This is a genomic window from Pseudomonadaceae bacterium SI-3, assembly GCA_004010935.1.
Classification (GTDB): domain Bacteria; phylum Pseudomonadota; class Gammaproteobacteria; order Pseudomonadales; family Pseudomonadaceae; genus Stutzerimonas.
In genome coordinates, this window is record CP026511.1 from 220,780 (window position 1) to 246,716 (window position 25,937).

A 25,937-nucleotide genomic window follows, 5' to 3' on the forward strand; every position below is an offset into this window, starting at 1 on the left:
CAGGCCTGACGCGCAGCAGATTGAATAGGTTTTTGTCGGATGAGCATCGTATCCCTCCCCCAGCACCTCAACACCCTGCGCAACCGCCAGGACGGCCCGACCGCGGCCCGGCGCCAGCAGCTGGAAGTCGTTGCCGAACAGTTCGAGGCGATGTTCCTGCAGCAGATCCTCAAGCAGATGCGCAAGGCCGGCGACGTGCTCGGTGCCGGCAACCCGATGCGCAGCCGCGAGCTGGATACCATGCGCGACTTCTATGACGAAGTGCTCGCCGACACCCTGGCCGGCAAGCGCCAGACGGGGATCGCCGACATGCTGGTTCAGCAGCTAAGTGGTGAAGCCGGCAGCGCGCCCGCGCCGACAGCCCTGGCCGGTCACGCTGGCAGCGGTTTGCAGGGTGGCGGCTTGCATGCGCTGCGTGGCACCTGGCAGCGAGGCGTCGATGCGCTGGACAGTGCTTGGGAAAGCGGCAAGGCCGGCTTCAAGTCGCTGGTCGACAGCGTCATCAAGCATGAGTCCAGTGGCAACATCGCCGCCGTCTCGCCGAAGGGCGCGCGTGGCCTGATGCAGTTGATGCCGGGTACGGCGCGGGACATGGCGGCCGAGCTGGGTTTGCCGTTCAGTGAAGCGCGGCTGACCACCGATGCGGAATACAACAAGCGCCTCGGCAGTGCCTACCTGAACAAGATGCTCGACCGCTACGACGGCCATCAGGCGCTGGCGCTGGCCGCCTATAACGCCGGCCCCGGCCGGGTAGACGAGTGGCTGAAGAGCCACGGTGACCCCCGCAAGGGCGAGATCGGCACCGGCGCCTGGGTGCAGAAGATCCCTTTTGCGGAGACCCGCAACTACACCCGCAACATCCTCAACGATCTGAGCGCCGCCGCGCCTCGGCAGGCCGAACCGCGTGCGCAGCTGCAAGCCGTTCCGCCTGTTGTGCCGTCGCCGCTTAATTCCGCTGGCGATTCGGTCGCTCTTTCTACTGGGCACAGTGTTGTTGCTGGCGCCCGCCTCTCGGTGGCGTTCGCGCAACCGATCCGGATCGAGCCGAAGGAAGTCGTGTCGTGAGTATTCTTGGTCAAATTGGCTACAGCGGCGTTCGCGCCTCGCAGATCGCCCTCTCGGCGACCGGGCAGAACATCGCCAACGTCAACACGCCGGGCTTCAGCCGTCTGACGCCAGACATGAAGTCGGTGGGCGGGCAGACCTCGGTCAGCATCGGTGGTGGCGTACAGGTCAGCAGCATCCGGCGTCTGTCCAACGACTTCCAGAATCAGCAGCTCTGGCGCGCCAGCACCGACGAGAACTACTTCAACACCAGCCAGCAATACCTCACCGCCCTCGAAGGCCTGATCGATAGCGAAGGCTCGAGCGTCAGCGTTGGCCTGGACAACTTCTTCGCCGCCCTCAGCGAAGCCAGTTCGACCCCCGAATCCATCGCCCTGCGCCAGCAGATCATCGGCGAGTCGAAGCAGTTGGCGCAGCGCTTCAACGGGCTGAACAGCAACATCGGCACCCAGCTCAACGCCCTGCAGGGCCAGCGCGTGGCCATGACCAGCGAAATCAACGGGCTGTCCGGCAACATCGCCGAGTTGAACGCACAGATCCGCGAGATGGAATCCTCGGGCCGTGATACCGCGACCCTGCGCGATTACCGCGACAACCTGGTCAAGGACCTTAGCCAATACGCCGGCATCCGCGTGCAGGAAGCCGCTGATGGCACTCTGAATGTCTCGCTGGCCAACGGTCAGCCGCTGGTTGCCGGTGCGACGGCGGGCCAGTTGAAGGTCAACGCCAACCTCGCCGGCGAGCAGGAGATGACGCTGGTGTTCGCCAAGACCACCTTCCCGCTCAACCAGCAGGGCATCGGCGGCTCGCTCGGCGGTCTCTACGACATGGAGTACGGCGCGCTGCGCCCGGCCCAGCAGGATTTGCACGACATGGCCTCGGCCGTGGCGACCATGGTCAACGACGCCCTCGCCGGTGGCTTCGACCTCAACGGCAACCCGGGCCAGCCGCTGTTCAGCTACAACGCGGGCAGCACCAGCGGGATGCTGGCGGTCAACGCGTTGGGCGCTTCGGAACTGGCGTTTTCCGGCACCGCAGGCGAGGTGGGTAACAACAAGACCCTGCTCACCATGCTTGAACTCAAATCAGCGGGTGTCACGGTCGCCGGCAACACCGTACCGCTCAACGACGCCTACGCCGGCCTGGTTGGCCGCGTTGCCAGTGCCAGCCGGCAGAACCAGGCGGATCTGCGCGCCGCGACCACGGTAGCCGAGCAGGCTCAGGCGCAGCGCGACAGCGTCAGTGCGGTCAACCTGGACGAGGAGGCCGTCAATCTCATGGCCTACGAGCAGGCCTACCAAGCCAACATGAAAGTCATCAGCACATCCAACGATCTGTTCAACGCCGTACTGGCGATGTTCTGAGCTGGCGCAAGCCAACTTGACTGACGAGAAAGACACCATGCGCATCTCCAACGCCCAAATCACCGCCATGATGCACGGCTCGATGAACACCAGCTCCGAGAAGCTCGGCAAGCTGATGCAGCAGATGGCCACCGGCGAGCGCATGCTGATGCCCTCGGATGACCCGATCTCCGCCGTGCGCGTGCTGCGCATCCAGCGCGAGGAAGCGACGCTGACCCAGTACCGCACCAACATCGCCAACGTGTCCGGCAACCTGTCCAAGCAAGAAGCCAACCTCAAGGCGACGTCGGACACCATGCTCAACGTGCGCGACCTGCTGCTGTGGGCCGCCAACGGCAGCAACACCAGCGAAGACCTGGCCGCCATCGCCAATGAGATGGGCAATCTGGAACGCACCATCGTCAGCTTCGCCAACGTGCGTGACGAGGAAGGCCGTTATCTGTTCTCAGGCACCCTCAGCGACCGGCCGGCCATTACCTTCGATGCCGCCACCCAGAGCTACCAGCTGACCGGCAACGATCAATACCGCCAGGCGGCAGTCGCCAATGGCGTACTGGTCGAGGAGAATGTCACCGCCGCGCAGGTCTTCGGTGGCGGCGTCGGCATGCTCAACGACCTCAACGCGCTGGTCAAAATGCTCGCCGACCCGGCACTGAATGCCAACGATCCGGCAGTACAGGCTTCGATCAGCGCTACGCTCAACAGCCTCGACAAGACTCACGGCGACTTGCTCGGTGCGGTCTCGGAGTTGGGCGGGCGGCAGAACACCCTGACGTTGCTGTCGAGCAGCAACGAGGATGTTTCGCTGGTGAACCAGAAAATCGACGGCGAGCTGTCGCAACTCGACTACGCCTCGGCCAGCATCGACCTGAACAACTATCAGCTGTCGCTGCAGGCGACGCAGAAAACCTATTTGAAGATCAACGGGCTGTCGCTGTTCGGCATGCTCTGACCGAGGTAGCGTGAATGAAGATTGGCAAGCAGCTCCCCGCTGTTTCCGCAATCAACCCACAGGAACGCCGCGAGGCGCTGCTGCGGGATGCGCCTGCGCCGCTGCGGGCCGGTACGCCGGTTGACACGCCGCACACCGAGACGGCCCCCAGCAAGAACACCAGCTTCAGCCTGCAGCTCAATCAGCAACTGTCCTCGATGCAGTCGGCCGACAGCTACCTGGGCGATCTGCAGACGCGCCTGTCGCAGCTCAAGCTGAACCTCAGTCGCCAGATCAGCTCGCCGCAGCCCAACGGCGAGGAAAGCATTCGCCAGACCGTGCAGCAGGTTGGCGAGTTGCTCAAAGAACGCAGCAAACGCTCCGGCAACTCCCTGGATGCCAATCTCAAACTGCGACTGACCGAACCGGTGCGCAGCCGCTTCAGCCTGCAAGGGCTGGAGTCGCTGGAAAAGATTCGCCAGTCAGGCCGCGAGACATTGCTGTTCAGCGGCGGTCGCCAACTGGCCGAGCCGGTGGCCGTAGTGCTCGACGACGAGATGAGCGACGAGCAAATCCTGCGCCGCTTCAATGGCAGCCTGGGCCAGGCCGGTATCCGCGCCGAACTGGATCAGAACGGCGAGCTGAAGTTTTCCGCTCGCGAAGGCGACTGGCAAAAGCTCAAGGACCAGCTGGCGGTGCAGGGCGAAGGCAAGCTGTTCGACAAAGGCCGATACGTTCGTGTGCAGAGCGAGGACGAGCAACTGCTGAGCTTCCCCGAAGAGCTGCAGCTCGACTCCTTCCGTGAACTGCGCCGTCTGCTCGACTCGGTCGTCGCAGGGCTCGACAAGGTCACCTCGCTGCGCGAGCAGCTGAGCAACCGCCAGCAGGAAATTCGCGAGTTCCTTGCCCGTCAGGCTCATGCCGATGAGAAGCAGTGGGCGATGGACTTCTCCCGCTCGGTGTTCAACCTGATGCAGCGCAGCCCCTCCAGCTACGCGGCGGTCACCCAGACGGTGGTGGCCCAGGCGACCATCAGCCGCTTCGCGGTGGTCAGTCTGCTCTCCTGATCGATCCTGCGCCGGGCCTGCCTTGCTTACGGCCCGGTTCGATCGATGAATTTCACATCCGAAGGTCGCCCCATCGGCAACGTCTGCACGGTATCGCCCAGCTTGCCGCTGTCGGAGTCGCGCTGCACGATCACCAGCGCATCACTCTTCTGGTTGGCAATGATCATGAACTGGCCGCTCGGGTCGATGGCGAACTCCCGCGGCTCGCGGCCCTCACTGTCGCGCTGCTGGATCTCGCGCAGATTGTCGTTCTCCTCGATGGCATACACCATGATGCGGTTCTTCTCGGCGCGGTCACTGACGTAGAGGAAGCGACCGTCCGGTGAAGGATGAATGGCGCCGGGCGAGTGCAGGCTGACATCGCCGCCAGCGGCTAGATCGACCAACTGACGCTGCACCAGGCTGCCATCGACATGATCGAAGCGCGCGATCTGGGCGCTCAGCTCCAGCGTCGCGTAGGCCTGGCTGCCATCCGGGCTGAACACCAAATGACGTGGGCCGCTGCCGTCCGGCAGGCTGATGAAGGCCGGGTCGGCTGGCGACAATGGTCGCTCGGCGTTGGTCGGGTCGTAGCGATAGACGAAGATCTTGTCGGCGCCTAGGTCGCTGACGAAAAGCGTCTTGCCATCCGGCGACATCACCGCGGAGTGCACGTGAGGCGATTGCTGGCGCTCCGGGTGCACTTCGCTGGCCTTGTGGGTCGCGATCTGGGTGACCGGCAAAAGCGTCCCATCCTTGGCTAGCGGGACCACCGCGAGGCTGCCACCCGGATTTGCGCGCGACCCGTAGTTGGAGACGAATAGATAACGCCCGTCGCGGCTCTGGCTCAGGTGCGTGGGTTCGTCGCCCAGGGTGATCTGCTGCTCCAGAACCGACAGCTTGCCACTGGTCGGCGCCAGGATGAATGCGCTGACCCGACCCACCGGATCAGGATGGCCCGGTCCGTTCTCGTTTACCGCATAGAGCCGGTTGCGGTTGAGATCCAGCGTCAACCAGGACGGGTTGTGGGTCCGTGCGACCTGTAGCGGTTGCGGTTCGATCTGGCCGCTTTCGGCATCGAACTGCATGCGATAAATCCCTTCGCTGTTTCCTTCGCTGGTGTAGCTACCGACCAATATCTGATGCATGGGGGCCGCTGCTCCGCTGGTACAAATGGTTAGGAGTGCCGCGGCTATGCCGTGGCGAAAGGTGCGTGGTTCGTGCATGCCTGCATCCTTTTGATGGCGGCGCGTGGCTGGGAGCCGTTCTTGCCTGTGGATCGTCTTTGACCAACTTACTGGCGGTACGTTGTGAAGCTCTCTGCCGAACTGCGTAGGGCGATCTGTGTCATTTCTCTGACTAGACCATTGCCCAAGCGAAAAGCTCGGGCATTATGACGGGGCCAATCCCACCAGACTCCATCCCGAACCATTCCGGGCACTGACTCTCATCAGCGTGGCTTATCTCTCATGGAACTACCTGCTTACCTTCAGTCGCTCCAGGAACGCACGGCCGCTGTCGTTGAAGCCGAAATCGCGCCGCGCTCTTCTCAGGTGGACCAGGCCGCTCAGTGGCCAGCCCATTCGATGAAGGCGCTTGGCGAAGCAGGGCTGCTGGGGCTGATGGTGCCAGCCGCGCTCGGCGGCCATGGCCAAGGACTACTGGGACTGAGCGTGATTACCGAAGCCATCGGGCGGGCTTGTCCGTCGTCTGCGCTGTGTTTCGGCATGCATTGCGTGGGCACGGCGGTTATCGCCGCCAAGGCTACCGAGTTCCAGCAGGAGCACTATCTGCGGGCCATCGCTGAAGGGCGTCACATCACCACGCTGGCGTTGTCCGAGCATGGTTCCGGTGCGCATTTCTACGTACCCCAGACCCGAATCGAGGATACCGGCCAGCATTTTCTCGTCGACGGCACCAAGCAGTTCGTCACCAATGGCGGACACGCCGACTCCTATGTTGTTTCCTCGGTCGCGAGTTCGGACAGTGATGCTGGCGACTTCAGCTGTCTGATCGTTGATTCCGACAGCGCTGGCATGAACTGGCTCGATCCCTGGCGGGGTTTCGGCATGCGCGGCAACTCATCGCGTCCGCTGCATCTGGATCGGGTGCAGGTGAGGCACGAAAATCTGCTCGGAGAAGAGGGCGACCAAGTCTGGTATGTCTTTGAGGTAGTCGCGCCGTTCTTTCTGATGGCCATGGCCGGCACCTATCTCGGCCTGGCTCAGGCTGCGCTCGACGTTACCGGTGAGCATTTGCGTGCGCGGCGTTATACCCATTCGGGCGAATCGTTGCGCGATATCGAATCGATGCAGACGCGTTACGCCGAAATGTGGATGGCGGTTGAGAAGACCCGTGCGCTGATTCGCGAGGCGAGTCGGCGCGGCGACATGAACCATCCCGAGGCGCTGCCGTTCATCCTCTCCTGCAAGGCTGACGCCGGTGACACGGTGGTGCGAGTCACCAATGAGGCGATGACGCTCTGTGGTGGAGCTGCGTACCGGGAGAACAGCCGCATCGGCCAAATGCTGCGTGACGCCCGTGCCGCTCACATCATGAGTCCTACGACCGATCTGTTGAAACTCTGGGCAGGCCGTAGCTTGCTCGGCCTGCCACTGCTTTGAAGAGGATCGAGGCCGTGCAATCGCTGCTCTTGCTCACCGCCGTGGCAAATCAGGAAGCACCGCGCCGCATGCTTGAAGACATTGCGGTAGCGCAGCAATTACGGCTGGATATCCTTGACCAATCATCATTAAGCGAGCGGCTCCAGACAGAAGATGAACCCTCGCTGGTGCTGCTGGCACCTGGGCTTGGCAAGACGTTGTCGCTTGCCCGCGCGGTGCGCAAGCGATGGCCGCAATGCGAGCTGATTTTTCTTTGCCTGCCGGGCGGCGTCGATACGCTACGTCAGTCGTTCGGTATCGCACCGCTCATTGGGACGCACTGGTCCATCGCCGAGATGGAGCGTGACCAGCTCGCCCGTGAGGTGGCTCGCTCGCTGAACGCGGGGCGGCGGCGTAGCAAGCTGCGAACCACGCTGGACCGTGCCAATGCGACGATTGCAAAACCCCGTACGGAGTTCGAAGGCATATCGCAGCGTCGGCTGAACGCCGATTACTACGTGCACAACATCATCGACGCCGCCCGTGATGCCATTGTCGGGCTAGATACCACGCTTGAGGTGTTGTACTGGAGTGCTGGCGCTTGCGAGTTGTTCCGGCTCTCCGCTCGTGACACGGTCGGGCGGCAGGCCGAGCAGCTGCCGTTCTGGTCGGAAGCGCTGGTAACCGCAGTACGCCAGGTGTTGTCGGGTAGCGGTACGCAAAGCCATGAATGCAGCTGCGTAGTCGGGGAAGTCGAGCTGGCCCTTGAGGTCAACGTCTCGGCAGTGAGTGGTGGCGATGGTTTGGCTGTGGGCGCGTCCCTGACTATCCGCGACATTACGGCCCTGGCCGCGGAACGTCGCGCCAACGCAGAGCGGGGGCGTCAGCTGAGCGAGGAGCGCCAGCACCTGCATCGGCTGTTTGAACAGGCGCCCGGCTTCATCGCCATCACTCAGGGTCCGCAGCACGTTGTTGAAATCGCCAATCGCTCGTTTCACCAGCTCGTTGGGTTACGTGACGTGATCGGCCTGCCCGCTGCAGTCGTGTTTCCTCAGATTGAGGGACAGGACGTTGGCAGCCTGCTGCAGCGGGTCTACATCACCAGGCGGCCCTACGTGGGGCGCGGCACGCCAATATTGGTCACTCGTGCTGACGAAGAGCAGCCGCGCAGAGGCTATGTCGATTTCGTCTTCCAGCCGGTGCTGTCCGAGCAGGATCAGCTCACTGGCGTTTTCTGTCAGGGCCATGATGTAACTCAGCAGGTACTGGCGCAGCTGGCGCTGCAGCGTTCACAAGAAGACCTGCAAGCGCTGGTGGACGAACGGACCCGGGAGCTGGAGCAGAGCCGTCATGCGCTCTACCAGTCGCAGAAATTGGAAGCCATCGGCAAGCTGACCGGGGGTGTGGCCCATGATTTCAATAACGTGCTTCAGGTCGTCAGCGGCAATCTACAGCTGTTGCGTCCGCTGCTGAGCGGCAATCGCCTTGGTACCGGCCGGCTCGATGCAGCGACCGGCGCTGTTGATCGGGGTGCCAAGCTGGCGGCGGAGTTGCTTGCCTTTGCTCGCAAACAGCCTTTGCGTCCGGCGCCCACGCAACTGGCCCGTCTGTTGCGCAACATGGATGCACTGCTGCGCCAGGCACTCGGCGAGGCGATCGAGATCGAGACGGTCGTTTCCGGCGGGCTGTGGACCACCATGGTGGACCCGCACCAGCTTGAAAACGTCGTGCTCAACCTGGCGATCAACGCGCGCGATGCCATGCAGGCCAGCGGCAAGCTGACGCTGGAACTGAGCAACGCGATGCTTGACGAGCTGTATACCCAGACTCAAGTGGATGTCGAGCCCGGACAGTACGTGCTGCTGGCCGTGTCCGATACCGGTTCTGGCATGTCGGCGCAAACCCTCGAGCATGCGTTCGAACCCTTTTACACCACCAAGCCCGAGGGCGAAGGTACCGGCCTCGGCCTCAGCATGGCTTACGGGTTTGCCAAGCAGAGCGGCGGGCACATACGGATCTACAGCGAGCCCGGCAGCGGCACCACAGTGAAGCTGTATCTGCCGCGAACCGAACAGCCGGAAGTCCTAGCCGTGCCACTGCCGGTCGGGCCGGCTGTGGGTGGCGACGAAACCATTTTGGTGGTCGAGGATGACCTGGCGGTACAGGGTACGGTGGTCGAGCTGCTCAATGGGCTCGGCTATCAGGTGCTGCGGGCCAACGATGCGCAGAGTGCCCTGAGCATCCTGCAAAGCGGCCTGCGCATCGATGTTTTGTTCACCGACGTGGTCATGCCCGGCGCGCTCAGCACGACTGAGCTGGCACGACAGGCCAAGCTCTTGCTACCCGATATCGCTGTTCTCTTTACCTCCGGCTACACGCGTAACGCCATCGTCCACGGCGGCAAGCTCGATACCGGCGTCGAGCTGCTGAGCAAGCCGTACCGGCAGGAAGAGCTGGCGCGCAAACTGCGGCAATTACTGGCGCCTCGACAGACCCCGGCGCTGCCTCCCGAAGCGGTGCGGCCAGCGGTATTGGTGGTCGAAGACCAGCTGCAGCTGCTAGCCCTGACCTGCGAGATGGTTCAGGAGCTGGGGCTGACCGCAGAGGGCTTTCCTTCGGCCGAAGCAGCACTACCAGCCCTGCGCGAGAAGCACTTTGAGTACCTGTTGGTAGACGTGAACCTCCCAGGCATGTCCGGCCCCGAGTTTGCCAGGCTCGCCTTGCAAGAACAGCCGAAGTTGCAGGTCGTGTTGCTCTCTGGCGAAGGTGCGGTGGAAACCAGCATTCCGGCACGCTCGTTGGGCAAGCCCTATACCTTCGAGCAGCTCGAGGCGATCCTCAAGGGCTGAGTTTTTTTCAGCAAGCTGTCGATTTCCGGCACGGCCAGACGACCAGTACACAAGAGAAGCCGCTGCCGAGGAAGCTGCGATGCGCTATCTGTGCCTGGTCTACCTGAATGAAGACGCCGTGGCGGCACTGCCGCCAGGCGTTCACGCCGCGCTCGATGCCGAATGCTGTGAGTACCACGCGCAGCTGCGGCACAGCGGCGAGCTGGTCGTCGGCGAAGCCCTGCAGCCGGTGTCGAGCACCACCACCGTGCGCCGACAAGGCGACCGCCTGCTTCTGCACGACGGGCCAGTGCGCGACGGCCACGAGCAGCCTGCGGCCATCTATCTGTTCGAGACCCAGGACCTCAACGGCGCGATCCGTCTGGCATCCCGCCTGCCCTCGGCGCGGCTGGGCTGCGTCGAGGTGCATGCGCTGGAGGCGCGAGCGCCGCCTTGAGTGCTAGCGACTGTGATCGGCCCGAACCATCGACCCCGAGGATTACGACATGAACAACCTTACCCAAACGCAGGACGAAGCCCGGATCCGCCAACTCACCGAAACCTTCCAGCAGGCCACCGTGCGCAAGGATCTGGACACCATCATGGCGCAGTACGCCGCAGACGTACGGGCCTTCGATGCGGTTGGCCCGCTGCAATTCAAAAGCGCCGAGGCGTACCGCCAACACTGGCAAAGCTGCTTCGATTTTTGCCAGGGCGAAGGCTTTTTCGACATCAGTGAGCTCGAGATTAACGTCAGCGGCGACCTGGCCTATAGTCATTTCCTGAGCCACTGCGGCGGCACCGATGAAAAAGGTGACATGCAGTCCGGATGGATGCGCGGCAGCCGCTGCTGGCGTCGTCAGGACGGCGACTGGAAGGTCGTCCATGAGCATTTCTCGATGCCATTCGACATGGCCAGCGGCCAAGTCAATTTCGGCATCGAACCCGAACCACAAGTTGGCGTAGCCGGCTGATCGGCCCTTCGTCCCGTCGCGGCTGCCAGGGTGGCAGCCGACGGGCGCCATCGGAGAATGAAATGAAATACCTGTGTCTGGTCTATTACGACGAGCAGCGCGTGGATTCGATGACTGACGAGCAGTGGGCGGCGCTGGTCGAGCAATGCATTGCCAACAGCGAGCGGCTCAAGCAGAGCGGGCAGTTCATCGCCGGCGAGCCGCTGCAATCGGTGCGTACCGCCAAGACGGTGCGGGTCCGCGAGGGCGCGGTTTCGGTCGTCGACGGCCCGTTCGCCGAAACCCGCGAGCAATTGGCGGGCTTCTATCTGCTCGAAGCGCAGGACCTGGATGAGGCCCTGCGCTTGGCGGCAAAGATCCCACCCGCGCAACTGGGCAGTATCGAAGTTCGCCCGTTGCGCCAGTTACCTGATCGTTAATCGATGCCTGAGCGGGGCAGGCCAACACCAACCGATCATGTCGGTAACGGGCCGACTCTGGCCGAAATCGACAGTCTTTACCGCACTCAATCGCGGCGGGTGCTGGCGACGCTGATTCGCTTGTTGGGTGATTTCGAACTGGCCGAAGAAGCCTTGCACGACGCCTTTATCGCAGCGGTGCAGCAGTGGCCGCGTGATGGTCTGCCCTCCAATCCCCGTGCCTGGCTGGTCTCGGCGGGTCGCTTCAAGGCCATCGACGGGCTGCGCCGGCGGGCACGTTTCGATGCATCGCTGAGCCTGCTGGCCGATCAGCTGGACAGCCATGAAGAACCCGAATGGGAGCATGAAGACCTCGAAGATGATCGGTTGCGACTGATCTTCACCTGCTGCCACCCGGCGTTACCGGCCGATGCGCAGGTGGCGCTGACGCTGCGAGAGGTCTGCGATCTCAAGACCGAAGAGATTGCGCGAGCCTTTCTCGTCTCCCCCAGCACCATTGCCCAGCGCATCGTGCGGGCCAAGCAGAAGATCCGCGACGCGGGGATTCCCTACCGGGTGCCCACACGCGAAGAGCTGCCGGCTCGACTGGATAACGTGTTGCGGGTGATCTATCTGGTCTTCAACGAAGGCTATTCCGCCTCCAGCGGCAGCAAGCTGACCCGTGCAGACCTCAGCGCGGAGGCCATCCGTCTCGGTCGTCTGCTGCTCGAACTGTTGCCGGACCCCGAGCTGATGGGGTTGCTAGCGTTGATGCTGCTGCACGACTCGCGCCGCGCCGCGCGTACCGATGAGGCCGGCGAGCTGGTGCGCCTCGACGAGCAGGACCGCAGCCGCTGGAATCAGGCGCAGATCGTTGAAGGTGCCGCGCTGGTTGAGCGAGCGCTCGCCTCTGGGCGCTTCGGCCCTTATACCGTTCAGGCCGCCATCGTCGCCGTACACGCCGAGGCCGCATCTTCTGCTGAGACTGATTGGGCGCAGATTGTCGGGCTCTATGACCTGTTGCTGCGCATCTGCCCGTCGCCGGTCATCGAGCTAAATCGTGCGGTGGCGCTGGCGATGCGTGACGGTGCCACGGTCGGGCTGGCCGCGATCGACAGATTGCTGGCCCGCGGCGAACTGCGTGACTACCACCTGCTGCACGCCGCCCGCGCTGACTTTTGTCGCCAGCTGGGCCGTCTGGACGAGGCCCGCGAGGCCTACCGAACCGCGTTGGCCTTGGCCCATTTGGAGCCGGAAAAGCGCTTTTTGCAGCAGCAGCTCAATGAGCTGGATACCGGGCCGCGGGAGGCTTGAAGGCGATCGCGAGCAAGCTCGCTCCTACAGGGCCTTGCTGCGCGTCCGCGCGGGGTTAGTCATCCCGACGGCTTTCTGCGATTACCGTTGCAGCGCACGAAGCATGTTTGCGCCCGGCTCAAGGGCACGTTCGCACAAGCTTTCTAGGAGCCAGTTTCCTGGCGAAACGGTACACCCAAGCTGTGCTAAGGATTCGCGAGCAAGCTCGCTTCTACGGGTGTGACTTTGCCGGAGAGCTCCTTCCTCGGATCTAGGCGCTTCACCGGCCTTCACGATGAGACCCGAATTGCCGTACAGGGTGTAGGTGAGGGCAGTTTCCGGGGTAGGGATAGTCAGCGGAGTCGAGGAAATAGCCCAATCAGCCGCCCTGTACTGATCGCTTTCCGCCTGCTGTCGCTGCACCTCATGGCCCGCTTATCGTAGGAGCGAGCTTTGCTCGCGATCCGCTGCTGCACGGTGCGCCGGTGATGGCCAGCAACGACTCGGCGTGCCCTGGCTTCTACAAAAGCGTGCAGGCTGATCGGCCCCGATCCCGATCCCGATTCCCTTGGCAACTGCTCAACCCTCTGCAGCGCCGGCGGGCAGGTAATCGCTGCGGCTCAGCCCGTGGCGTTGCATCTTTTCGTTGAGGGTGCGGCGGGGCAGCTGCAGTTGCGCCATGACTTCGCTGATGTTGCCTTTGTGCTGTTGCAGGGCGCTGTGCAGGCACTGGGCTTCGAAGGCTTCCATCTGGTCGGCCAGTGACGTGCCGGTGATGGCTGTCGGGGGCGTGGCGGGTGAAGGTGGCGTCAGGCCCAGGGCGTGGCGCTCGGCGGCGTTGATCAGTTCGCGCACGTTGCCGGGCCAGTCGTGGGTGAGCAGCTGCGCCAGTTCGGCCGGGCTGGCCGGGACCGGATCGCGGCCGTGGCGTTGTGCAGCCTGGGTGGCAAAGTGATCGAACAACAGGGGAATGTCCTCGCGGCGATCACGCAGCGGCGGGATGTGCAGTTCGGCGACGTTCAGGCGGTACAGCAGATCCTCACGGAAGCGCCCGCCACGCACCTCTTCCAGCAGGTCCGGCTTGGACGCGCTGATCACGCGCAGGTCGACCTCGATGCTGCGGTTCGAGCCCAGCCGTTCCAGCGTTTTTTCCTGCAGGACGCGCAGCAGCTTGACCTGCTGGGCCAGCGGCATGCTCTCGATCTCGTCGAGAAACAGGGTGCCGCCGTGGGCATGCTCGATGCGGCCGATGCGTTTGCCCTGGGCACCGGTGAACGCGCCGCTCTCGTGGCCGAATAGCTCGCTTTCGAAGATGGTTTCCGGAATCGCCGCGCAATTGAGCGCGACGAAGGGGTTGCGCGCCCGCGGGCTGAAATCATGCAGGCAGCGCGCAACCTGCTCCTTGCCGCTCCCCGTGTCGCCGCGAATCAGCACGTTGACGTCCGTGCCCGCCAGTTCCAGCACCTGGCGGCGAAGGTTCTCCATCGTCCGCGAGACACCAAGCAGCATCGATTCGATGCGGCCTTTACGGGTGAACTGTTCCCGCAACTGCCGGTTCTCGCAGACCAGCCGGCGCTTGTCCTGCGCACGGCGGACACTGTCGAGCAGGCGCTCCGGGGTGAAGGGCTTCTCGATGAAGTCGTAGGCTCCCTGGCGCAGCGCCTGGACCGCCATCGGCACATCGCCGTGGCCGGTCACCATGATCACCGGCAGCTCCGGGTCCAGCGCCACCAGCTTCTCCAGGAGGCCAAGGCCGTCCAGGTCCGGCATCCGCACGTCGCTGATCAGCACGCCGGGAAAGCCCCGGTCGACGATAGCCAGCGCTTCGTGGGCACGGGCGCAGGTTTGCACGCTGAAGCCGGACAGCTCCAGCCACTGCTGCACTGCGTGGCGAATTGCCGCCTCGTCATCGATGAAGATCACCTGACCGCTCATGTCTCACTCCTCTTGCGAGTCGCCAGTCTACTCGGCGCCGGGCGATTCGGCCGCTGGCATATGCAGTTCGAACACCGCGCCCTGCGCATCGTTGTGCACGCTGAGGCTGCCGCCAAGGTCGCGCACGATGCCGTAGGAGACGGCAAGGCCGAGGCCGAGCCCGTGGCCGACCGGTTTGGTGGTGAAGAACGGCTCGAAGACCTGGTCCAGATGCTCATCAGCGATGCCACCACCACTGTCGGCGACACTCAGCGTCCAACCGTCGCCCTGAGCCTGGCAGAGGATGCGCAGCGTTTTGGTCTCGGCATTGCACATGGCGTCTAGCGCGTTGGTCAGCAGATTGATCAGCACCTGCTCCAGGCGAATCGCATCGCCATTGACCCAGGCCTCAGACGGCACCTGACAGATCACCTCAACCCCTTCGCTGCGAATACGCGGCCCGAGCAATTGCAGCGCCTGGCCCAGTACCTCGGCCAGGCTCAATCGTTGGCGCAGCCCGGCGGGGCTCTTGCGCGCGAAGGTCTTCAGGTGACTGGTCAGCGCGGCCATGCGTTCGAGCAGGCCTTCGACCTGGCCGATGCCTTCGCGCACGGCGTCGGTGCGGCCACTGTCCAGCAGCAACCGCTGGCTGGCCAGTTGCATGCGCAGGGCCGTCAGTGGCTGGTTGATTTCGTGGGCGAGGGCGGCCGACATCTGCCCCAGCGCGGCCATGCGCGCGGCATGCACCAGTTCATCCTGCGTTGTGTTCAGCTCGCGGGTACGTTCCTCTACCAGGCGCTCCAGCTCGTTTCGGCTGCGTCGCTCCACACGCAGGGTCTTGCGCCGTTGGGCCAGGTACAAGAGCAGGAACGCTAGCGTCATCCAGACGCCCGCCGCGGCCAGGCGATAGCTGCGGACATTGGCGGCCACCAGTTGCGGCTCCTGTAGCAGGTGCAGGGTCCAGTCTTCCTCCGGCAGCGCCAAGCGTTGCCAGAGGTAGTCGCGGCGGCCATCGGGCCCGTCGACCAGGCGCCGTTCGCTGTTATCGGCGATATGCTGCAGGCTTTGGCTGACCAGCGGCTGCAGGTTCTGTTCGGCGTAGCGGCGGACCGCGACAAGGCGGTCGCGCACCGCGTCGCTGAGCGGGCGCAGGTAACGGAAGCGCCAGGCCGGACGGTTGGTCAGGATGACGATGTCCAGCGAGTCGGAGATCAGCAGGATGCCGGACTGTCCGACCCATTCGCGCTGCATGTCTTCAAGTTCGAGCTTGACCACCAGCACGCCGATCACTTCGCCGTCGGCATTTTTGACCGAGCTGGAGAGGAAATAGCCGGGGATGCCTGTGGTTACGCCGACGGCGAAGTAGCGGCCCGAGTCGTTGGCCACCGCATCGATGAAATAGGGCCGAAAGGCGTAGTTGTTACCGACGAAGCTGCTCCAGTCGCGCCAGTTGCTGGCCGCCAGGGTTTCGCCATGGCGGTCGAGCAGGTAGAGCACCGACGAGCCTGCGGCCTGATTCTGCTCCTCCAGTCGATGATTGAGTTGCCCGCGCAGGGCTTGGTCGCTAGGGTTGTTCAGCAGCGCCTGAATGTCACTGTCGAGCGCCAGCAGCGCGGGCACCGAGCGGAAGCGTTGCACCTGGGTGTGGATCGCTTGGGCATATAACTCGAGCTGGCCAGCGGCCTCCTGGCTGCGCTCGGTCCAGGCACGTTGCTCGGCGATGCGCCCGGCCCAATACATGCTCAGCAGTAGCCCGGCCAGAATGAGCGAAGTGATCAGGGCGACGCGGTAGCGGCTGGTCTGGGCTGGCATGGTCGGCTCGCGATAGTGGAATCGCATGGTAAAGCGCGGCACACGTTCGATTCCAATACCTGTACATCTTTTGGGTAATGTACAGGCCTGGTTGAGTGGTGGCACGATAATGCCGTGTCGTCCGAAATGTTGACTGGCTAGCAGGGACGACAGGTTACAGCGAGATCAGCTCTACCTACCGTGCGTAGTGTCGTCTAGAGGCGCCCATGCTGAAGAAAATTCCTGCCGATGCGGTGCGCTTAGGCATGTATCTCCACGCATTCGAAGGCAGCTGGCTTTCGCATCCGTTCTGGAAAAATAAGTTCATCCTCGACGATCCTGTAGATGTGCAGCGTCTGCGCCAGAGCGGGCTGTTGGCCGTTTGGATCGATACCAGCAAGGGCGTCGATGTCGTCGATCCGGCGGTGGTGCTTTCCACGCCGGCCTCGACTCCTCCGCCTGAAGCGCCTACCGCTCCGGTCGTGGCGCGCTGCAGTGCGCGTGATGAACTGCAGCGAGCTGCCCGCGTGCTCAACCGTTCGAAGAAGGCGATCACCGAACTCTTCAACGAGGCACGGCTGGGCAATGCGATCAACGTCGAAAGCTGCCTGCCACTGGTGGCGGAGATCAGCGACTCGTTGGTGCGCAACAGCTCGGCGTTGATCGGCCTGGCGCGGCTCAAGCACAAGGACGAATACACCTACATGCACTCGGTGGCCGTCTGCGCATTGATGGTATCGCTGGCTCGGCAGCTCGGCCTGAGCGAAGACCTCGTGCGTGAGGCCGGCCTGGCGGGGTTGTTACACGACGTGGGCAAGATGGCCATGCCAGTGGAGGTACTGAACAAACCCGGCAGCCTGACCGATGCCGAATACGCCGTGATGCGCAGCCACCCCGAGCGGGGGCATGCGCTGCTGCTGGCAGCAGGATCAATTCCCGCATCCGCACTGGACGTCTGCTTGCACCACCATGAAAAATCCGACGGCAGCGGCTATCCGCATCGCTTGCAAGGCGAGGCCATCAGCCTGTTCGCGCGGATGGGTGCGGTCTGCGATGTATACGACGCCATCACCTCCAACCGTCCTTATAAGAAGGCATGGAACCCGGCGGAGTCGCTGGCCCGCATGGCGCAATGGACTGGCCACTTCGATATCCAAGTGTTTCACGCCTTCGTACGTTCGGTGGGCATCTATCCGCTCGGCTCCTTGGTGCGGCTGGAATCCGGCCGGCTCGGTGTGGTGATCGACCAGCACCCAGAAAAACTCACCGAACCGCTGGTGCGGGTGTTCTTCTCGGCGAAGGCCAAGGCCCCAATCCAGCAGCTGGACCTGGATCTCTCTCGGCCGGGTGCGAATGACCGCATCGTGGGCCGGGAGGACCCTGCTCAGTGGGGCTTCGGCAACCTCGATGACTTCTGGCGGTAGGCCGGTCATGCCGGGCTTGGAGGCCCTCGACCAGATCCGTCGGGAGCGTCGGATGCGACGGCGGAGGCTCGGACGGCCGCTGTGGGTCGCGCCAGGCGGCTTGCTGCGCTATCATTCGCGGCCTGTTTTCAGCGGCTTCGAGCTGTCGAAGCCCGCCACCGAATAAGTTCTGTCGCATGATCTGGCTGCCCAGTCCGCCTTAGCGCAATGCCCCGCCCCGTCTCGCCGCGATCGCCTGTAATCGGATGCGGGTGAACACGGCTGCGCGCCACGTCGCATGTGCGCGAATCGCACGTTAATCGAATTCAGAAACTAGCCTTGTATCAACCGCGTGCCGCCTCCGGCCTGCCGGCGATGCCTTTGCTCCGGAAATCACCATGCTTCATTCACTGAAACAAAACTGGTTCTGCAACATTCGTGGCGACGTGCTCGCCGGTCTCGTCGTAGCCCTGGCATTGATTCCGGAAGCGATCGCCTTCTCGATCATCGCTGGGGTCGACCCACGCGTCGGCCTCTATGCCTCCTTCTGCATCGCCGTGGTGATTGCCTTCGTGGGTGGCCGCCCGGGCATGATTTCCGCCGCCACCGGGGCGATGGCGCTGCTGATGGTGACGCTGGTGCGCGAGCACGGCCTGCAATACCTGCTGGCGGCGACGCTGCTCTGCGGCGTGTTGCAGATCGGCGCCGGCTATCTGCGCCTCGGCTCGCTGATGCGCTTTGTCTCGCGCTCGGTGGTCACCGGCTTCGTCAACGCCCTGGCGATTCTGATCTTCATGGCGCAGCTGCCGGAGCTGATGAACGTCACCTGGCACGTCTACGCCATGACTGCGGCAGGCCTGGGTATCATCTACCTGTTCCCCTACGTGCCGACGATCGGCCGGATCATCCCGTCGCCGCTTGTCTGCATCCTCTCGATGACTGCAGTCGCTGTGTACTTTGGCTTGGATATCCGCACCGTGGCTGACATGGGCGATCTGCCGGATACGCTGCCGATTTTCCTCTGGCCCGAAGTGCCGCTGAATTTCGAGACCCTCGCGATCATCTTCCCGTACTCGGCCGCATTGGCCGTGGTCGGCCTGCTGGAGTCGCTGATGACGGCGACCATCGTGGACGACCTCACCGACACTGGCAGCGACAAGAACCGCGAGTGCAAAGGCCAGGGCGTCGCCAACATCGTCTCTGGCATGTTCGGTGGTATGGCCGGCTGCGCGATGATCGGCCAGTCGGTGATTAACGTGAAATCCGGCGGCCGCACCCGGCTGTCGACCCTGATCGCCGGCGTCGTGCTGCTGCTGATGGTGGTGTTCTTGAGCGACTGGGTCGGCCAGATACCCATGGCGGCGCTGGTGGCCGTGATGATCATGGTCTCCATCGGCACCTTCAGCTGGGATTCGCTGCGCAACCTGAAACGCTACCCGCTGTCGACCAACATCGTGATGGTGGTCACCGTGGTGGTGGTGGTCTTCACCCACAACCTCGCGTACGGCGTGCTGGCGGGTGTGCTGCTGGCGGCGCTGTTCTTCGCCAACAAGGTCGGCCACTACCTGCGTATCGATTCGCAACTGGACGCCGACGGCAACCAGCGTACCTACCGAGTGGTGGGCCAGGTGTTCTTCAGCTCGTCCGACAAATTCACCGCCGCGTTCGACTTCAAGGAAGCGCTTTCCCGCGTCATCATCGACCTGACCCATGCGCATTTCTGGGACATCACCGCGGTTGCCGCGCTTGATAAGGTCGTCGTCAAACTCCGTCGTGAGGGTTCCGATGTCCAAGTGCTAGGGTTGAACGAAGCCAGCGCGACCATCGTCGACCGCTTCGGTGTACATGACAAACCCGAAGCCATCGACGAGCTGATGAGCCACTGACCAGGAGCACAACAATGAACAACGTATTGGCTTGCATCGACGGTTCCCCACAAGCTGCGGCCGTCTGCGATTGCGCCGCCTGGGCCAGCCTGCAGCTGGATGCACCGTTGACCTTGCTGCATGTGCTCGACCAGCAGCAGTACCCGGCAGCCGGCAACCTCAGCGGCATCATCGGCCTCGGTAGCCGTGAGTACCTGCTCGAAGAACTCGCCGCGCTGGACGAGAAGCGCAGCAAGCTGGCGCTCGAGGAAGGCCGGATGATGCTCGACTCAGCCAAGCAGCGCGTCGTGACTGCCGGGGTGATGCAACCTGACGTCCGCCAGCGCCATGGCGACCTAGTGGAAAGTCTGCGCGAGCTGGAGTCCGACACGCGCCTGCTGGTGATCGGCAAGCAGGGTGAGGACAGCGGCACCGACCTGCAGCTCATCGGCAGCCAGCTGGAAAGCGTGATTCGTACCTTGCACCGGCCGATGCTGGTCACCCCCGCGAGCTTCTCTGTGCCCAACAGCGTCATGCTCGCGTTCGATGGCAGCGCTACCACCCGCAAGGGCGTAGAAATGCTGGCCTCCAGTCCGCTGTTCAAAGGCATACCGATCCATCTGGTGATGGTCGGTGAGGATACCGGCGACAGCCGCGCACTGTTGGAGTCCGCGCGCGATGCGCTGACGGCGGCAGGCTTCGAAGTGCACATCGCGATTCGTGCCGGCGAAGTAGGACCGACCTTGCATGCCTACCAGGCCGAACATGGCATCGGGCTGCTGGTGATGGGCGCTTATGGGCACTCACGGATTCGCCAGTTCCTCGTTGGCAGTACGACCACCAGCATGATTCGCTCGACCACCACGCCACTGCTGCTGTTGCGCTGAATTGGCGTTATGCCGCCAGTAAGGCAGGCGTCTTACCGCCAGGGCAGGCCCCGTTTCGCCAGTTGACCGGTGTGGTGCCGGAACAGATAGATGCAGCCGGGTCTGGCTGTCGCATGAAGCATGCGAGCAATCAACCGACTTGCCTGAAATAAGAAGCCCACCGTTGCTCGGTGGGCTTTGTCATTGGCCACGGCGCGGCGCGGGCATTCGTTAACGGTAGATGTCTGCCCGCGACCAAGGCAATTCATGGCCGCCATCAGGCAAGGGTTTACTTGCCAGGATCTGATGCAGGTTGATCCAGTTGCGGCGAAAGCCATAGGCACAGCCTGCCAGATACACCCGCCAGATGCGCAAGGCGCGGTCTGGAACTATCCGCTGCGCCTCTTGCAAGCTCGATTCCAACCGCTCGCTCCAGAACTGCAGGGTACGTGCGTAATGCAGGCGCAGGCTCTCCACATCGACGATTTCAAGCCCTGATTCGCTGATGCAGGCACCGATGCTCGTCAAATGCGGCAGCTCGCCGTGGGGGAACACGTATTGGTCGATGAACTCGCCCGCGCCATGGGAAACCGGCCGGCCATCGGTGTGCCGTGAGGTGATGCCATGGTTGAGGACCAAGCCGCCTGGGCGAACCACCGCGGACAGCTGTTGGCAATACAGCGGCATATTGGCGTGCCCGACATGCTCGAACATGCCGACACTGACTACCTTGTCGAACTGTCCTTCCTGGGGTAAATCTCGATAGTCCATCAGCTCAATCTGGACTCGATCTTCCAGCCCCTCGGCCGCGACCCGTTCACGCCCGAGCTTCAGCTGTTCAGCGCTGAGCGTTATGCCGAGCACCTGTGCCCCGTATTCACGAGCTGCAAACCGCGCCAGCCCACCCCAGCCACAACCGACATCCAGCAGCCGATCGCCGGGCTGCAGGCGCAACTTGCGACACAGGTGCCGGAGCTTGGCCTGCTGCGCCTGATCGAGGTCTTCGCTGCCCGTCTCGAAATAGCCGCAGGAGTAGACCATGTCGCGGTCGAGCCAGAGCTGATAGAACTCGTTGGACAGGTCGTAGTGATAGGAAATCGCCTCGGCGTCAGTGGCCTTGTCATGGGCTTCACGCACCGGCAGCTGCGAATGTTGGTCGCCCAGTGCCCGGCTGATCTCGTCGCCGATGCGGATCACCTCTTCCAGCGGGCCGTGAAGATCGACTTTTCCTTCGACGTAAGCGCCGCCAAGCAAGGCCAGGCTGGGGTGGGCCAGCTGCGGAATCAGGTTGGGATCCTTGATCTCCAGTGTCACGCTGGGTGCGGGCCCGAGATCGATCTCATTGCCGTCCCAGAGCCGCAGACGCAACGGCAACTCCAATTCTCGCAAGGTAGGAAGCAATGTGGCCAACATGCTCGTTCTCCTGGATTTGGCGTGCATGAAAGCCTAGCCCAGCTTTTTTCCGCTTGCGCTCCATCGGCCGATGGTTTCGGCTATCGGGAGATGGACGGAAGTGATTCGAGCAATGTTAGGAGTGACGGCTGTATGCGAAAGCCTTCGCCCCAGATGCAGTGGGCTTTGCAGGCGGTAACCTGTCGCTAGAGCGACAGCGATAAACCTGTTTCGTGTACTCCTGTTGGAAACTACGGCCTGTTTGGCGTGCGAACAATAAAAGGCAAAGTGATGACCGATTTCGACTGGCATAGCGATTCGATAACGAACGAAACAGTGGTGAACGCTAGCTATAGAAACACGCAGAACGTACGAAGGTTCATGGCCGAGGCTTGCGGGCCCGATTTCAAGTTCGACCGGGATTTTATGGGCTGGATAAAGGATGGAACATCCAAAACCATGGGGCAGGTGGCCAGCGAGTGGCTGCGGCGTCATGAGCGCTGACGCGCTGCCCGGCTAACGAGGCTGCTTCGAAGATGGCGGAAGGCAGTGGGAGTCGAACCCACCCAGGAACGGCTGCCGCCCCCAACCGGGTTTGAAGCCCGGCCGCACCACCGGGTGCGATTGCCTTCCGAGAAATTGACCTGGTCATCGTGTGCGACAGCCTACCTGAGCTCAGTGTCCGAGGCCAAGGCGCTGTCGCGTCGCACCTTGCGTTCGTTGCCGAACCGACGGGTAAGGCCGATGCGGTCGAAATGTTCGAGCAGTTGAATGCTGCGTTTACGGCCCAGCTGGATCTGGTCGCGGAAGGCGGCGGCGCGGATCACGCCGGACTGGCGCTCCATGTCCAGTACCTGGCTGGCCAGTTGGCGGATCGTCGCATCGGGGTAGAAGAGGTCTTTGACGACCTGCTGCAACTCGCCGATGCGCGACAGCTTGCGCAGCAGGTGCCGGATGCGGTCCTCCTCGACATCCAGCGCGCTGGCCAGGTCGCGGACCCAGGGCGGGTTGAAACGCGCCGCTTCGAGCAATGGCCAGAGCCGGGCCTTCAGGGCTTCTTCTTCCTCGCTCAGGCGAACCCGGTGTCCGGGGAGGTGCAGCCACGGGCCGCTGGCTTCGATGGTGCCAACCGCCAGCAGGCTTTCCAGCAGTGCCAGGTAGGCCGGTCGCTCAAGCTGAGGTAGGGCGTAGCGGCGCAGGCGATCACGATCCGGCCCAAGCTCGTCCGGCTGGGTTTCGTGAAAGCGTTGCAGAGCCGCTACCAGGCTTTGACCGAGGTAATCCCAGGTGCCGCGTTCGAACAGCCTCGGGCCCAGCCGCGTATCAATCTCCAGCGCTTCGTCTGGCAGCCGCCAGGTCTGCCGGGGACGATTGAATTGCCGCTCCAGCAAGGCGGGGTCCAAACCGTTGAGGGCGCTTGGCAGCAGCCCCGGCAAAATGTCTTCCAGAGTGTCGCCAGCCAGCGCGCGCAGCACCGCAAGGCGGGCCTGACGGTGTCGATTGCGTGGCGGTGCGGAAGGGTCGAGGACGCGGCCGCCGCCAAGGGTGCGCTGGGCGGATTGATCGCGCAGCACCACGCGGTCGCCATGCACCGCATGCGCGGGCGCATTGAGCAGCAACTGCGCATGCACGTGCCCACCGGGAGCCAGACATTCGCCTTCTAGCAGGGCGATACGGCCGGTCACATCTTGGGCGCCAAGGTGGACGTGTACCGGTGTCCAGTGGCGCAGCTCACGGGTTTCGCTGGGAAGGAGCGTGAATTCGATGTCGATACGCTGGCTTCCGGCCTGCAGCTCGGGCGTTACCAGCCAATCGCCGCGCCTGATATCAGCTACCGAGAGCCGCTCACCGCTGAGGTTGAGGGCGACGCGCTGGCCAGCCTTAGCCTCCTGGGCCTTCTGATTCTGCGCATGCAGCCCGCGGACGCGGACCTTGCGGCCGGATGGCCCCAGACTCAGTTCGTCACCCACCTTGACGCGACCTGCGAAGGCGGTGCCGGTCACGACCACGCCAGCGCCAGTCACGCTGAACGCCCGGTCGATGGAGAGGCGGAAATGCCCTTCTTCGCGGCGCGCGCGCACTTCGCTGGCCTGCTCGAGCAACTGGGCGCGAAGCGCGTCAATGCCTTCGCCGGACACGCTGGACACTGGAAGGATCGGCGCGCCGCAGAGCGGCCCAGGCTCCAGCAGTGCTTCGACTTGCAGCTGCACTTCGGCGATGCGCGATGGCTCGACCCGGTCAATTTTGGTCAGTGCCACCAATGCCCGGCGGATGCCCAGCAGCTCGACGATCGCCAGGTGCTCGCGGGTCTGCGGCATCACGCCGTCATCTGCGGCGACGACCAGCAGCACGCAGTCGATACCGCAGGCGCCGGCGAGCATGTTGTGGACGAAGCGTTCATGACCGGGCACGTCGATGAAACCGGTCAGGTCGGGTTCGCCCAGCGAGGCGTAAAGGTAGCCAAGATCGATGGTAATGCCGCGCAGACGTTCTTCCTGGCGCCGGTCGCCGGCCTGCCCGGTCAACGCCTGGAGCAGGGCCGTCTTGCCATGGTCGATGTGTCCCGCGGTGCCGATGATCATGATGCCAGCGCCTGCTCGAGGTGCGGCAGCTGGGCGAGAAATGCCGGCTCGTCATCCAGCTGGCGCAGGTCGAGCCAGAGCGCGTCGTCGGCGACTCGACCCAGAATCGGGATCGGCAGGTCACGCAGTGCCTCTTCTAACAGCCGCAGGCTGCGGCCGCGCAGACGCCTGGGCTGGTGCGGGCGAATGCACAAGGCGGCGCTCGGCAGGCGCGCCACGGGTTGTGCACCACTGCCGATCATGCCGAGGGCGTCTTCAACCGCGACCTGCCAGGACTCGCCCAAGGCGCCGGTCAGCGCCGGTGCCAGGCGTTCGGCCTGGGTGCGGATGTCCGGCTGCGGACGGCTGAGCAGACGCAGGCTGGTCAGTCGTTCACCGAGGCGATCCGGATCGCGATAGAGGTTGAGCACCGCTTCCAGTGCGGCGAGGGTCAGCTTATCGACGCGCAGGGCGCGCTTGAGCGGATTTTTCTTGATCTTCTGGATCAGCTCGCGGCTGCCGACGATCAGCCCTGATTGCGGGCCGCCGAGCAGCTTGTCGCCGCTGAAGGTGACGATGTCGGCACCGTCGCGCAGGGCTTCCTGCACGGTGGGCTCCCTGGGCAGGCCCCAGCGCGAAAGGTCGACCAGGCTGCCGCTGCCGAGGTCTTCTAGTAGCGGCAGATCGTGCGCACGGGCAATCTGTGCCAGCTCGGCGGTAGCGACGCTGGCGGTAAAGCCCTGCACGCTGTAATTGCTGGTGTGCACGCGCATCAACAACCCACTGCGGGGGTTAATCGCGGCTTCGTAATCCTTGGCGTGGGTGCGGTTGGTGGTACCCACTTCGTGCAGCTTCACGCCGGCGCGGGCCATGATGTCCGGGATGCGAAAGGCGCCGCCGATCTCGATCAGCTCGCCGCGGGAAATGATGCCTTCCTTGCGTGCGCCAAGGCTGTTCAGCGCAAGCAGCACGGCGGCGGCGTTGTTGTTCACCACGGTGACGGCTTCAGCGCCGGTCAATTCGCGGATCAGGCCTTCGATGAGGTCGTCGCGGTCGCCGCGCTTGCCCGTGGCCAGGTCGAACTCCAGGTTCAGCGGATAGCGCGCCGCCAGAGTGATCGCCTCGATGGCTTCATCCGGCAACAGCGCGCGGCCGAGGTTGGTGTGCAGCACCGTGCCAGTCAGGTTAAAGACGCGGCGCACTCGGCTGCGGTGCTGATTGGCGAGACGTTCGCCCGCGCGGCCTGCAAGCACTGCTTCGGACAGCTCCAGTGCCGCCAGCTGACCGTGGCGGGCCGGTTCTCGCAATTCATCGAGCAGATCGCGCAGGGTGCCGAGCAGGGCGTCGCGGCCGTAACGCTGTTGCAGTGGCGCACAGGCGGGAGCGCGCAGCAGCTTGTCGACGGAAGGTAGGCGAACGCTATTCATCGTGGGTGTACCCAGTACTGGCGTGCGGTGAACACATCGCTCTGGCTACAGCAGTGGCGCCAACCCTTGTTTCGATGCTGCCTGACACGCAGGACCTCTCGACTATTGCTGTTATGCGAACAGCATAGACGTCCATTTGCTGGCAGGGTTCAGATGGCCTCGCCAGGATGGGCAAGGGTTGGAACCGGTGGGGGTGTGTTGAATAGGTGTGCCGAC

21 protein-coding genes and 1 tRNA gene are annotated in these 25,937 nt (G+C 63.4%); 14 read left to right on the forward strand and 8 right to left on the reverse strand.

Annotated elements, in window-relative coordinates; genetic code table 11:
* Positions 1 to 39 precede the first annotated feature (39 nt).
* From C1896_01090 to C1896_01105, 4 genes are read left to right on the forward strand one after another with little or no spacing between them, the layout of a single operon-like run.
* Positions 40 to 1,065 (forward strand): lytic transglycosylase, encoded by a 1,026-nt coding sequence (locus C1896_01090; GenBank protein AZZ43642.1) that lies wholly within the window; start codon positions 40 to 42, stop codon positions 1,063 to 1,065.
* A complete protein-coding gene (locus C1896_01095; protein ID AZZ43643.1) occupies positions 1,062 to 2,429 on the forward strand; it encodes a flagellar hook-associated protein FlgK in 1,368 nt (455 codons plus the stop codon). Before C1896_01090 ends, C1896_01095 begins: the two co-directional genes overlap by 4 nt.
* Positions 2,430 to 2,466: 37 nt before the next feature.
* Positions 2,467 to 3,381 (forward strand): flagellar hook-associated protein 3, encoded by a 915-nt coding sequence (gene flgL, locus C1896_01100; GenBank protein ID AZZ43644.1) that lies wholly within the window; start codon positions 2,467 to 2,469, stop codon positions 3,379 to 3,381.
* A gap of 14 nt (positions 3,382 to 3,395) precedes the next feature.
* Positions 3,396 to 4,427, forward strand: a complete 1,032-nt coding sequence (locus C1896_01105) for a hypothetical protein (GenBank protein AZZ43645.1) — start codon at positions 3,396 to 3,398, stop codon at positions 4,425 to 4,427.
* 26 nt (positions 4,428 to 4,453) lie between these two features.
* Here C1896_01105 and C1896_01110 read toward each other — a convergent pair whose 3' ends face one another.
* Positions 4,454 to 5,632, reverse strand: a complete 1,179-nt coding sequence (locus tag C1896_01110; GenBank protein AZZ43646.1) for a 3-carboxymuconate cyclase — start codon at positions 5,630 to 5,632, stop codon at positions 4,454 to 4,456.
* A gap of 243 nt (positions 5,633 to 5,875) precedes the next feature.
* Between C1896_01110 and C1896_01115 the strand changes: the two genes are divergently transcribed.
* The 6 genes from C1896_01115 to C1896_01140 all read left to right on the forward strand — a co-directional run bounded on the left by C1896_01115 (position 5,876) and on the right by C1896_01140 (position 12,523).
* Positions 5,876 to 7,030 carry an acyl-CoA dehydrogenase gene (locus C1896_01115; protein ID AZZ43647.1) on the forward strand — a complete coding sequence of 385 codons (1,155 nt, stop codon included), beginning with the start codon at positions 5,876 to 5,878 and terminating at the stop codon, positions 7,028 to 7,030.
* 68 nt (positions 7,031 to 7,098) lie between these two features.
* Complete coding sequence (locus tag C1896_01120; GenBank protein ID AZZ47473.1) at positions 7,099 to 9,858, forward strand: hybrid sensor histidine kinase/response regulator; 2,760 nt, start codon at positions 7,099 to 7,101, stop codon at positions 9,856 to 9,858.
* A 79-nt stretch (positions 9,859 to 9,937) separates the two neighbouring features.
* Entirely contained in the window at positions 9,938 to 10,294 is a 357-nt protein-coding gene (locus C1896_01125) for a dehydrogenase (protein ID AZZ43648.1), read from the forward strand.
* Between the two features lie 49 nt (positions 10,295 to 10,343).
* Complete coding sequence (locus C1896_01130) at positions 10,344 to 10,811, forward strand: DUF4440 domain-containing protein (protein ID AZZ43649.1); 468 nt, start codon at positions 10,344 to 10,346, stop codon at positions 10,809 to 10,811.
* A gap of 62 nt (positions 10,812 to 10,873) precedes the next feature.
* Entirely contained in the window at positions 10,874 to 11,230 is a 357-nt protein-coding gene (locus C1896_01135; GenBank protein ID AZZ43650.1) for a YciI family protein, read from the forward strand.
* A gap of 57 nt (positions 11,231 to 11,287) precedes the next feature.
* Positions 11,288 to 12,523, forward strand: coding sequence for an RNA polymerase subunit sigma-24 (locus C1896_01140; protein ID AZZ47474.1), 1,236 nt, complete (start codon positions 11,288 to 11,290; stop codon positions 12,521 to 12,523).
* Between the two features lie 81 nt (positions 12,524 to 12,604).
* On the opposite strand, the gene C1896_01145 is transcribed toward C1896_01140, so the two are convergent.
* The 3 genes from C1896_01145 to C1896_01155 form a co-directional block, all read right to left on the reverse strand.
* Entirely contained in the window at positions 12,605 to 12,925 is a 321-nt protein-coding gene (locus C1896_01145; protein AZZ43651.1) for a hypothetical protein, read from the reverse strand.
* Between the two features lie 156 nt (positions 12,926 to 13,081).
* Complete coding sequence (locus C1896_01150) at positions 13,082 to 14,437, reverse strand: DNA-binding response regulator (protein AZZ43652.1); 1,356 nt, start codon at positions 14,435 to 14,437, stop codon at positions 13,082 to 13,084.
* A 27-nt stretch (positions 14,438 to 14,464) separates the two neighbouring features.
* Positions 14,465 to 16,228, reverse strand: coding sequence for a two-component sensor histidine kinase (locus tag C1896_01155; protein ID AZZ47475.1), 1,764 nt, complete (start codon positions 16,226 to 16,228; stop codon positions 14,465 to 14,467).
* A gap of 206 nt (positions 16,229 to 16,434) precedes the next feature.
* On the opposite strand from C1896_01155, the gene C1896_01160 reads away from it, so the two are divergent.
* From C1896_01160 to C1896_01170, 3 genes are all read left to right on the forward strand, one after another.
* A complete protein-coding gene (locus C1896_01160) occupies positions 16,435 to 17,631 on the forward strand; it encodes a phosphodiesterase (GenBank protein ID AZZ43653.1) in 1,197 nt (398 codons plus the stop codon).
* Positions 17,632 to 18,008: 377 nt separating this feature from the next.
* A complete protein-coding gene (locus tag C1896_01165) occupies positions 18,009 to 19,496 on the forward strand; it encodes a sodium-independent anion transporter (GenBank protein ID AZZ43654.1) in 1,488 nt (495 codons plus the stop codon).
* Between the two features lie 14 nt (positions 19,497 to 19,510).
* Complete coding sequence (locus C1896_01170) at positions 19,511 to 20,362, forward strand: universal stress protein UspA (protein AZZ43655.1); 852 nt, start codon at positions 19,511 to 19,513, stop codon at positions 20,360 to 20,362.
* A gap of 210 nt (positions 20,363 to 20,572) precedes the next feature.
* Here C1896_01170 and C1896_01175 read toward each other — a convergent pair whose 3' ends face one another.
* Positions 20,573 to 21,754, reverse strand: coding sequence for an SAM-dependent methyltransferase (locus C1896_01175; GenBank protein AZZ43656.1), 1,182 nt, complete (start codon positions 21,752 to 21,754; stop codon positions 20,573 to 20,575).
* A gap of 270 nt (positions 21,755 to 22,024) precedes the next feature.
* Here C1896_01175 and C1896_01180 point away from each other — a divergent pair, with 270 nt between their 5' ends.
* The gene (locus C1896_01180) at positions 22,025 to 22,237 is read left to right on the forward strand and encodes a hypothetical protein (protein AZZ43657.1); all 213 of its coding nucleotides are present in this window, start codon (positions 22,025 to 22,027) and stop codon (positions 22,235 to 22,237) included.
* Between the two features lie 33 nt (positions 22,238 to 22,270).
* Here the strand turns inward: C1896_01180 and C1896_01185 are convergent.
* From C1896_01185 to C1896_01195, 3 genes are all read right to left on the reverse strand, one after another.
* Positions 22,271 to 22,366, reverse strand: a tRNA-Sec gene (locus tag C1896_01185).
* A 32-nt stretch (positions 22,367 to 22,398) separates the two neighbouring features.
* Entirely contained in the window at positions 22,399 to 24,315 is a 1,917-nt protein-coding gene (gene selB / locus C1896_01190) for a selenocysteine-specific translation elongation factor (GenBank protein ID AZZ43658.1), read from the reverse strand.
* Entirely contained in the window at positions 24,312 to 25,721 is a 1,410-nt protein-coding gene (locus C1896_01195) for an L-seryl-tRNA(Sec) selenium transferase (protein AZZ43659.1), read from the reverse strand. Before C1896_01195 ends, selB begins: the two co-directional genes overlap by 4 nt.
* Positions 25,722 to 25,937 lie beyond the last annotated feature (216 nt).

What these genes read in the sequence shown, in the direction of transcription:
- C1896_01090 (AZZ43642.1), top strand. Translation starts at nt 40, where the DNA reads ATGAGCATCGTATCCCTCCCCCAGCACCTCAACACCCTGCGCAACCGC.
- flgL (AZZ43644.1), top strand. Translation starts at nt 2,467, where the DNA reads ATGCGCATCTCCAACGCCCAAATCACCGCCATGATGCACGGCTCGATG.
- C1896_01105 (AZZ43645.1), top strand. Translation starts at nt 3,396, where the DNA reads ATGAAGATTGGCAAGCAGCTCCCCGCTGTTTCCGCAATCAACCCACAG.
- C1896_01110 (AZZ43646.1), bottom strand. Translation starts at nt 5,632, where the DNA reads ATGCACGAACCACGCACCTTTCGCCACGGCATAGCCGCGGCACTCCTA.
- C1896_01115 (AZZ43647.1), top strand. Translation starts at nt 5,876, where the DNA reads ATGGAACTACCTGCTTACCTTCAGTCGCTCCAGGAACGCACGGCCGCT.
- C1896_01120 (AZZ47473.1), top strand. Translation starts at nt 7,099, where the DNA reads ATGCTTGAAGACATTGCGGTAGCGCAGCAATTACGGCTGGATATCCTT.
- C1896_01125 (AZZ43648.1), top strand. Translation starts at nt 9,938, where the DNA reads ATGCGCTATCTGTGCCTGGTCTACCTGAATGAAGACGCCGTGGCGGCA.
- C1896_01130 (AZZ43649.1), top strand. Translation starts at nt 10,344, where the DNA reads ATGAACAACCTTACCCAAACGCAGGACGAAGCCCGGATCCGCCAACTC.
- C1896_01135 (AZZ43650.1), top strand. Translation starts at nt 10,874, where the DNA reads ATGAAATACCTGTGTCTGGTCTATTACGACGAGCAGCGCGTGGATTCG.
- C1896_01150 (AZZ43652.1), bottom strand. Translation starts at nt 14,437, where the DNA reads ATGAGCGGTCAGGTGATCTTCATCGATGACGAGGCGGCAATTCGCCAC.
- C1896_01155 (AZZ47475.1), bottom strand. Translation starts at nt 16,228, where the DNA reads ATGCCAGCCCAGACCAGCCGCTACCGCGTCGCCCTGATCACTTCGCTC.
- C1896_01160 (AZZ43653.1), top strand. Translation starts at nt 16,435, where the DNA reads ATGCTGAAGAAAATTCCTGCCGATGCGGTGCGCTTAGGCATGTATCTC.
- C1896_01165 (AZZ43654.1), top strand. Translation starts at nt 18,009, where the DNA reads ATGCTTCATTCACTGAAACAAAACTGGTTCTGCAACATTCGTGGCGAC.
- C1896_01170 (AZZ43655.1), top strand. Translation starts at nt 19,511, where the DNA reads ATGAACAACGTATTGGCTTGCATCGACGGTTCCCCACAAGCTGCGGCC.
- C1896_01175 (AZZ43656.1), bottom strand. Translation starts at nt 21,754, where the DNA reads ATGTTGGCCACATTGCTTCCTACCTTGCGAGAATTGGAGTTGCCGTTG.
- C1896_01180 (AZZ43657.1), top strand. Translation starts at nt 22,025, where the DNA reads ATGACCGATTTCGACTGGCATAGCGATTCGATAACGAACGAAACAGTG.
- selB (AZZ43658.1), bottom strand. Translation starts at nt 24,315, where the DNA reads ATGATCATCGGCACCGCGGGACACATCGACCATGGCAAGACGGCCCTG.
- C1896_01195 (AZZ43659.1), bottom strand. Translation starts at nt 25,721, where the DNA reads ATGAATAGCGTTCGCCTACCTTCCGTCGACAAGCTGCTGCGCGCTCCC.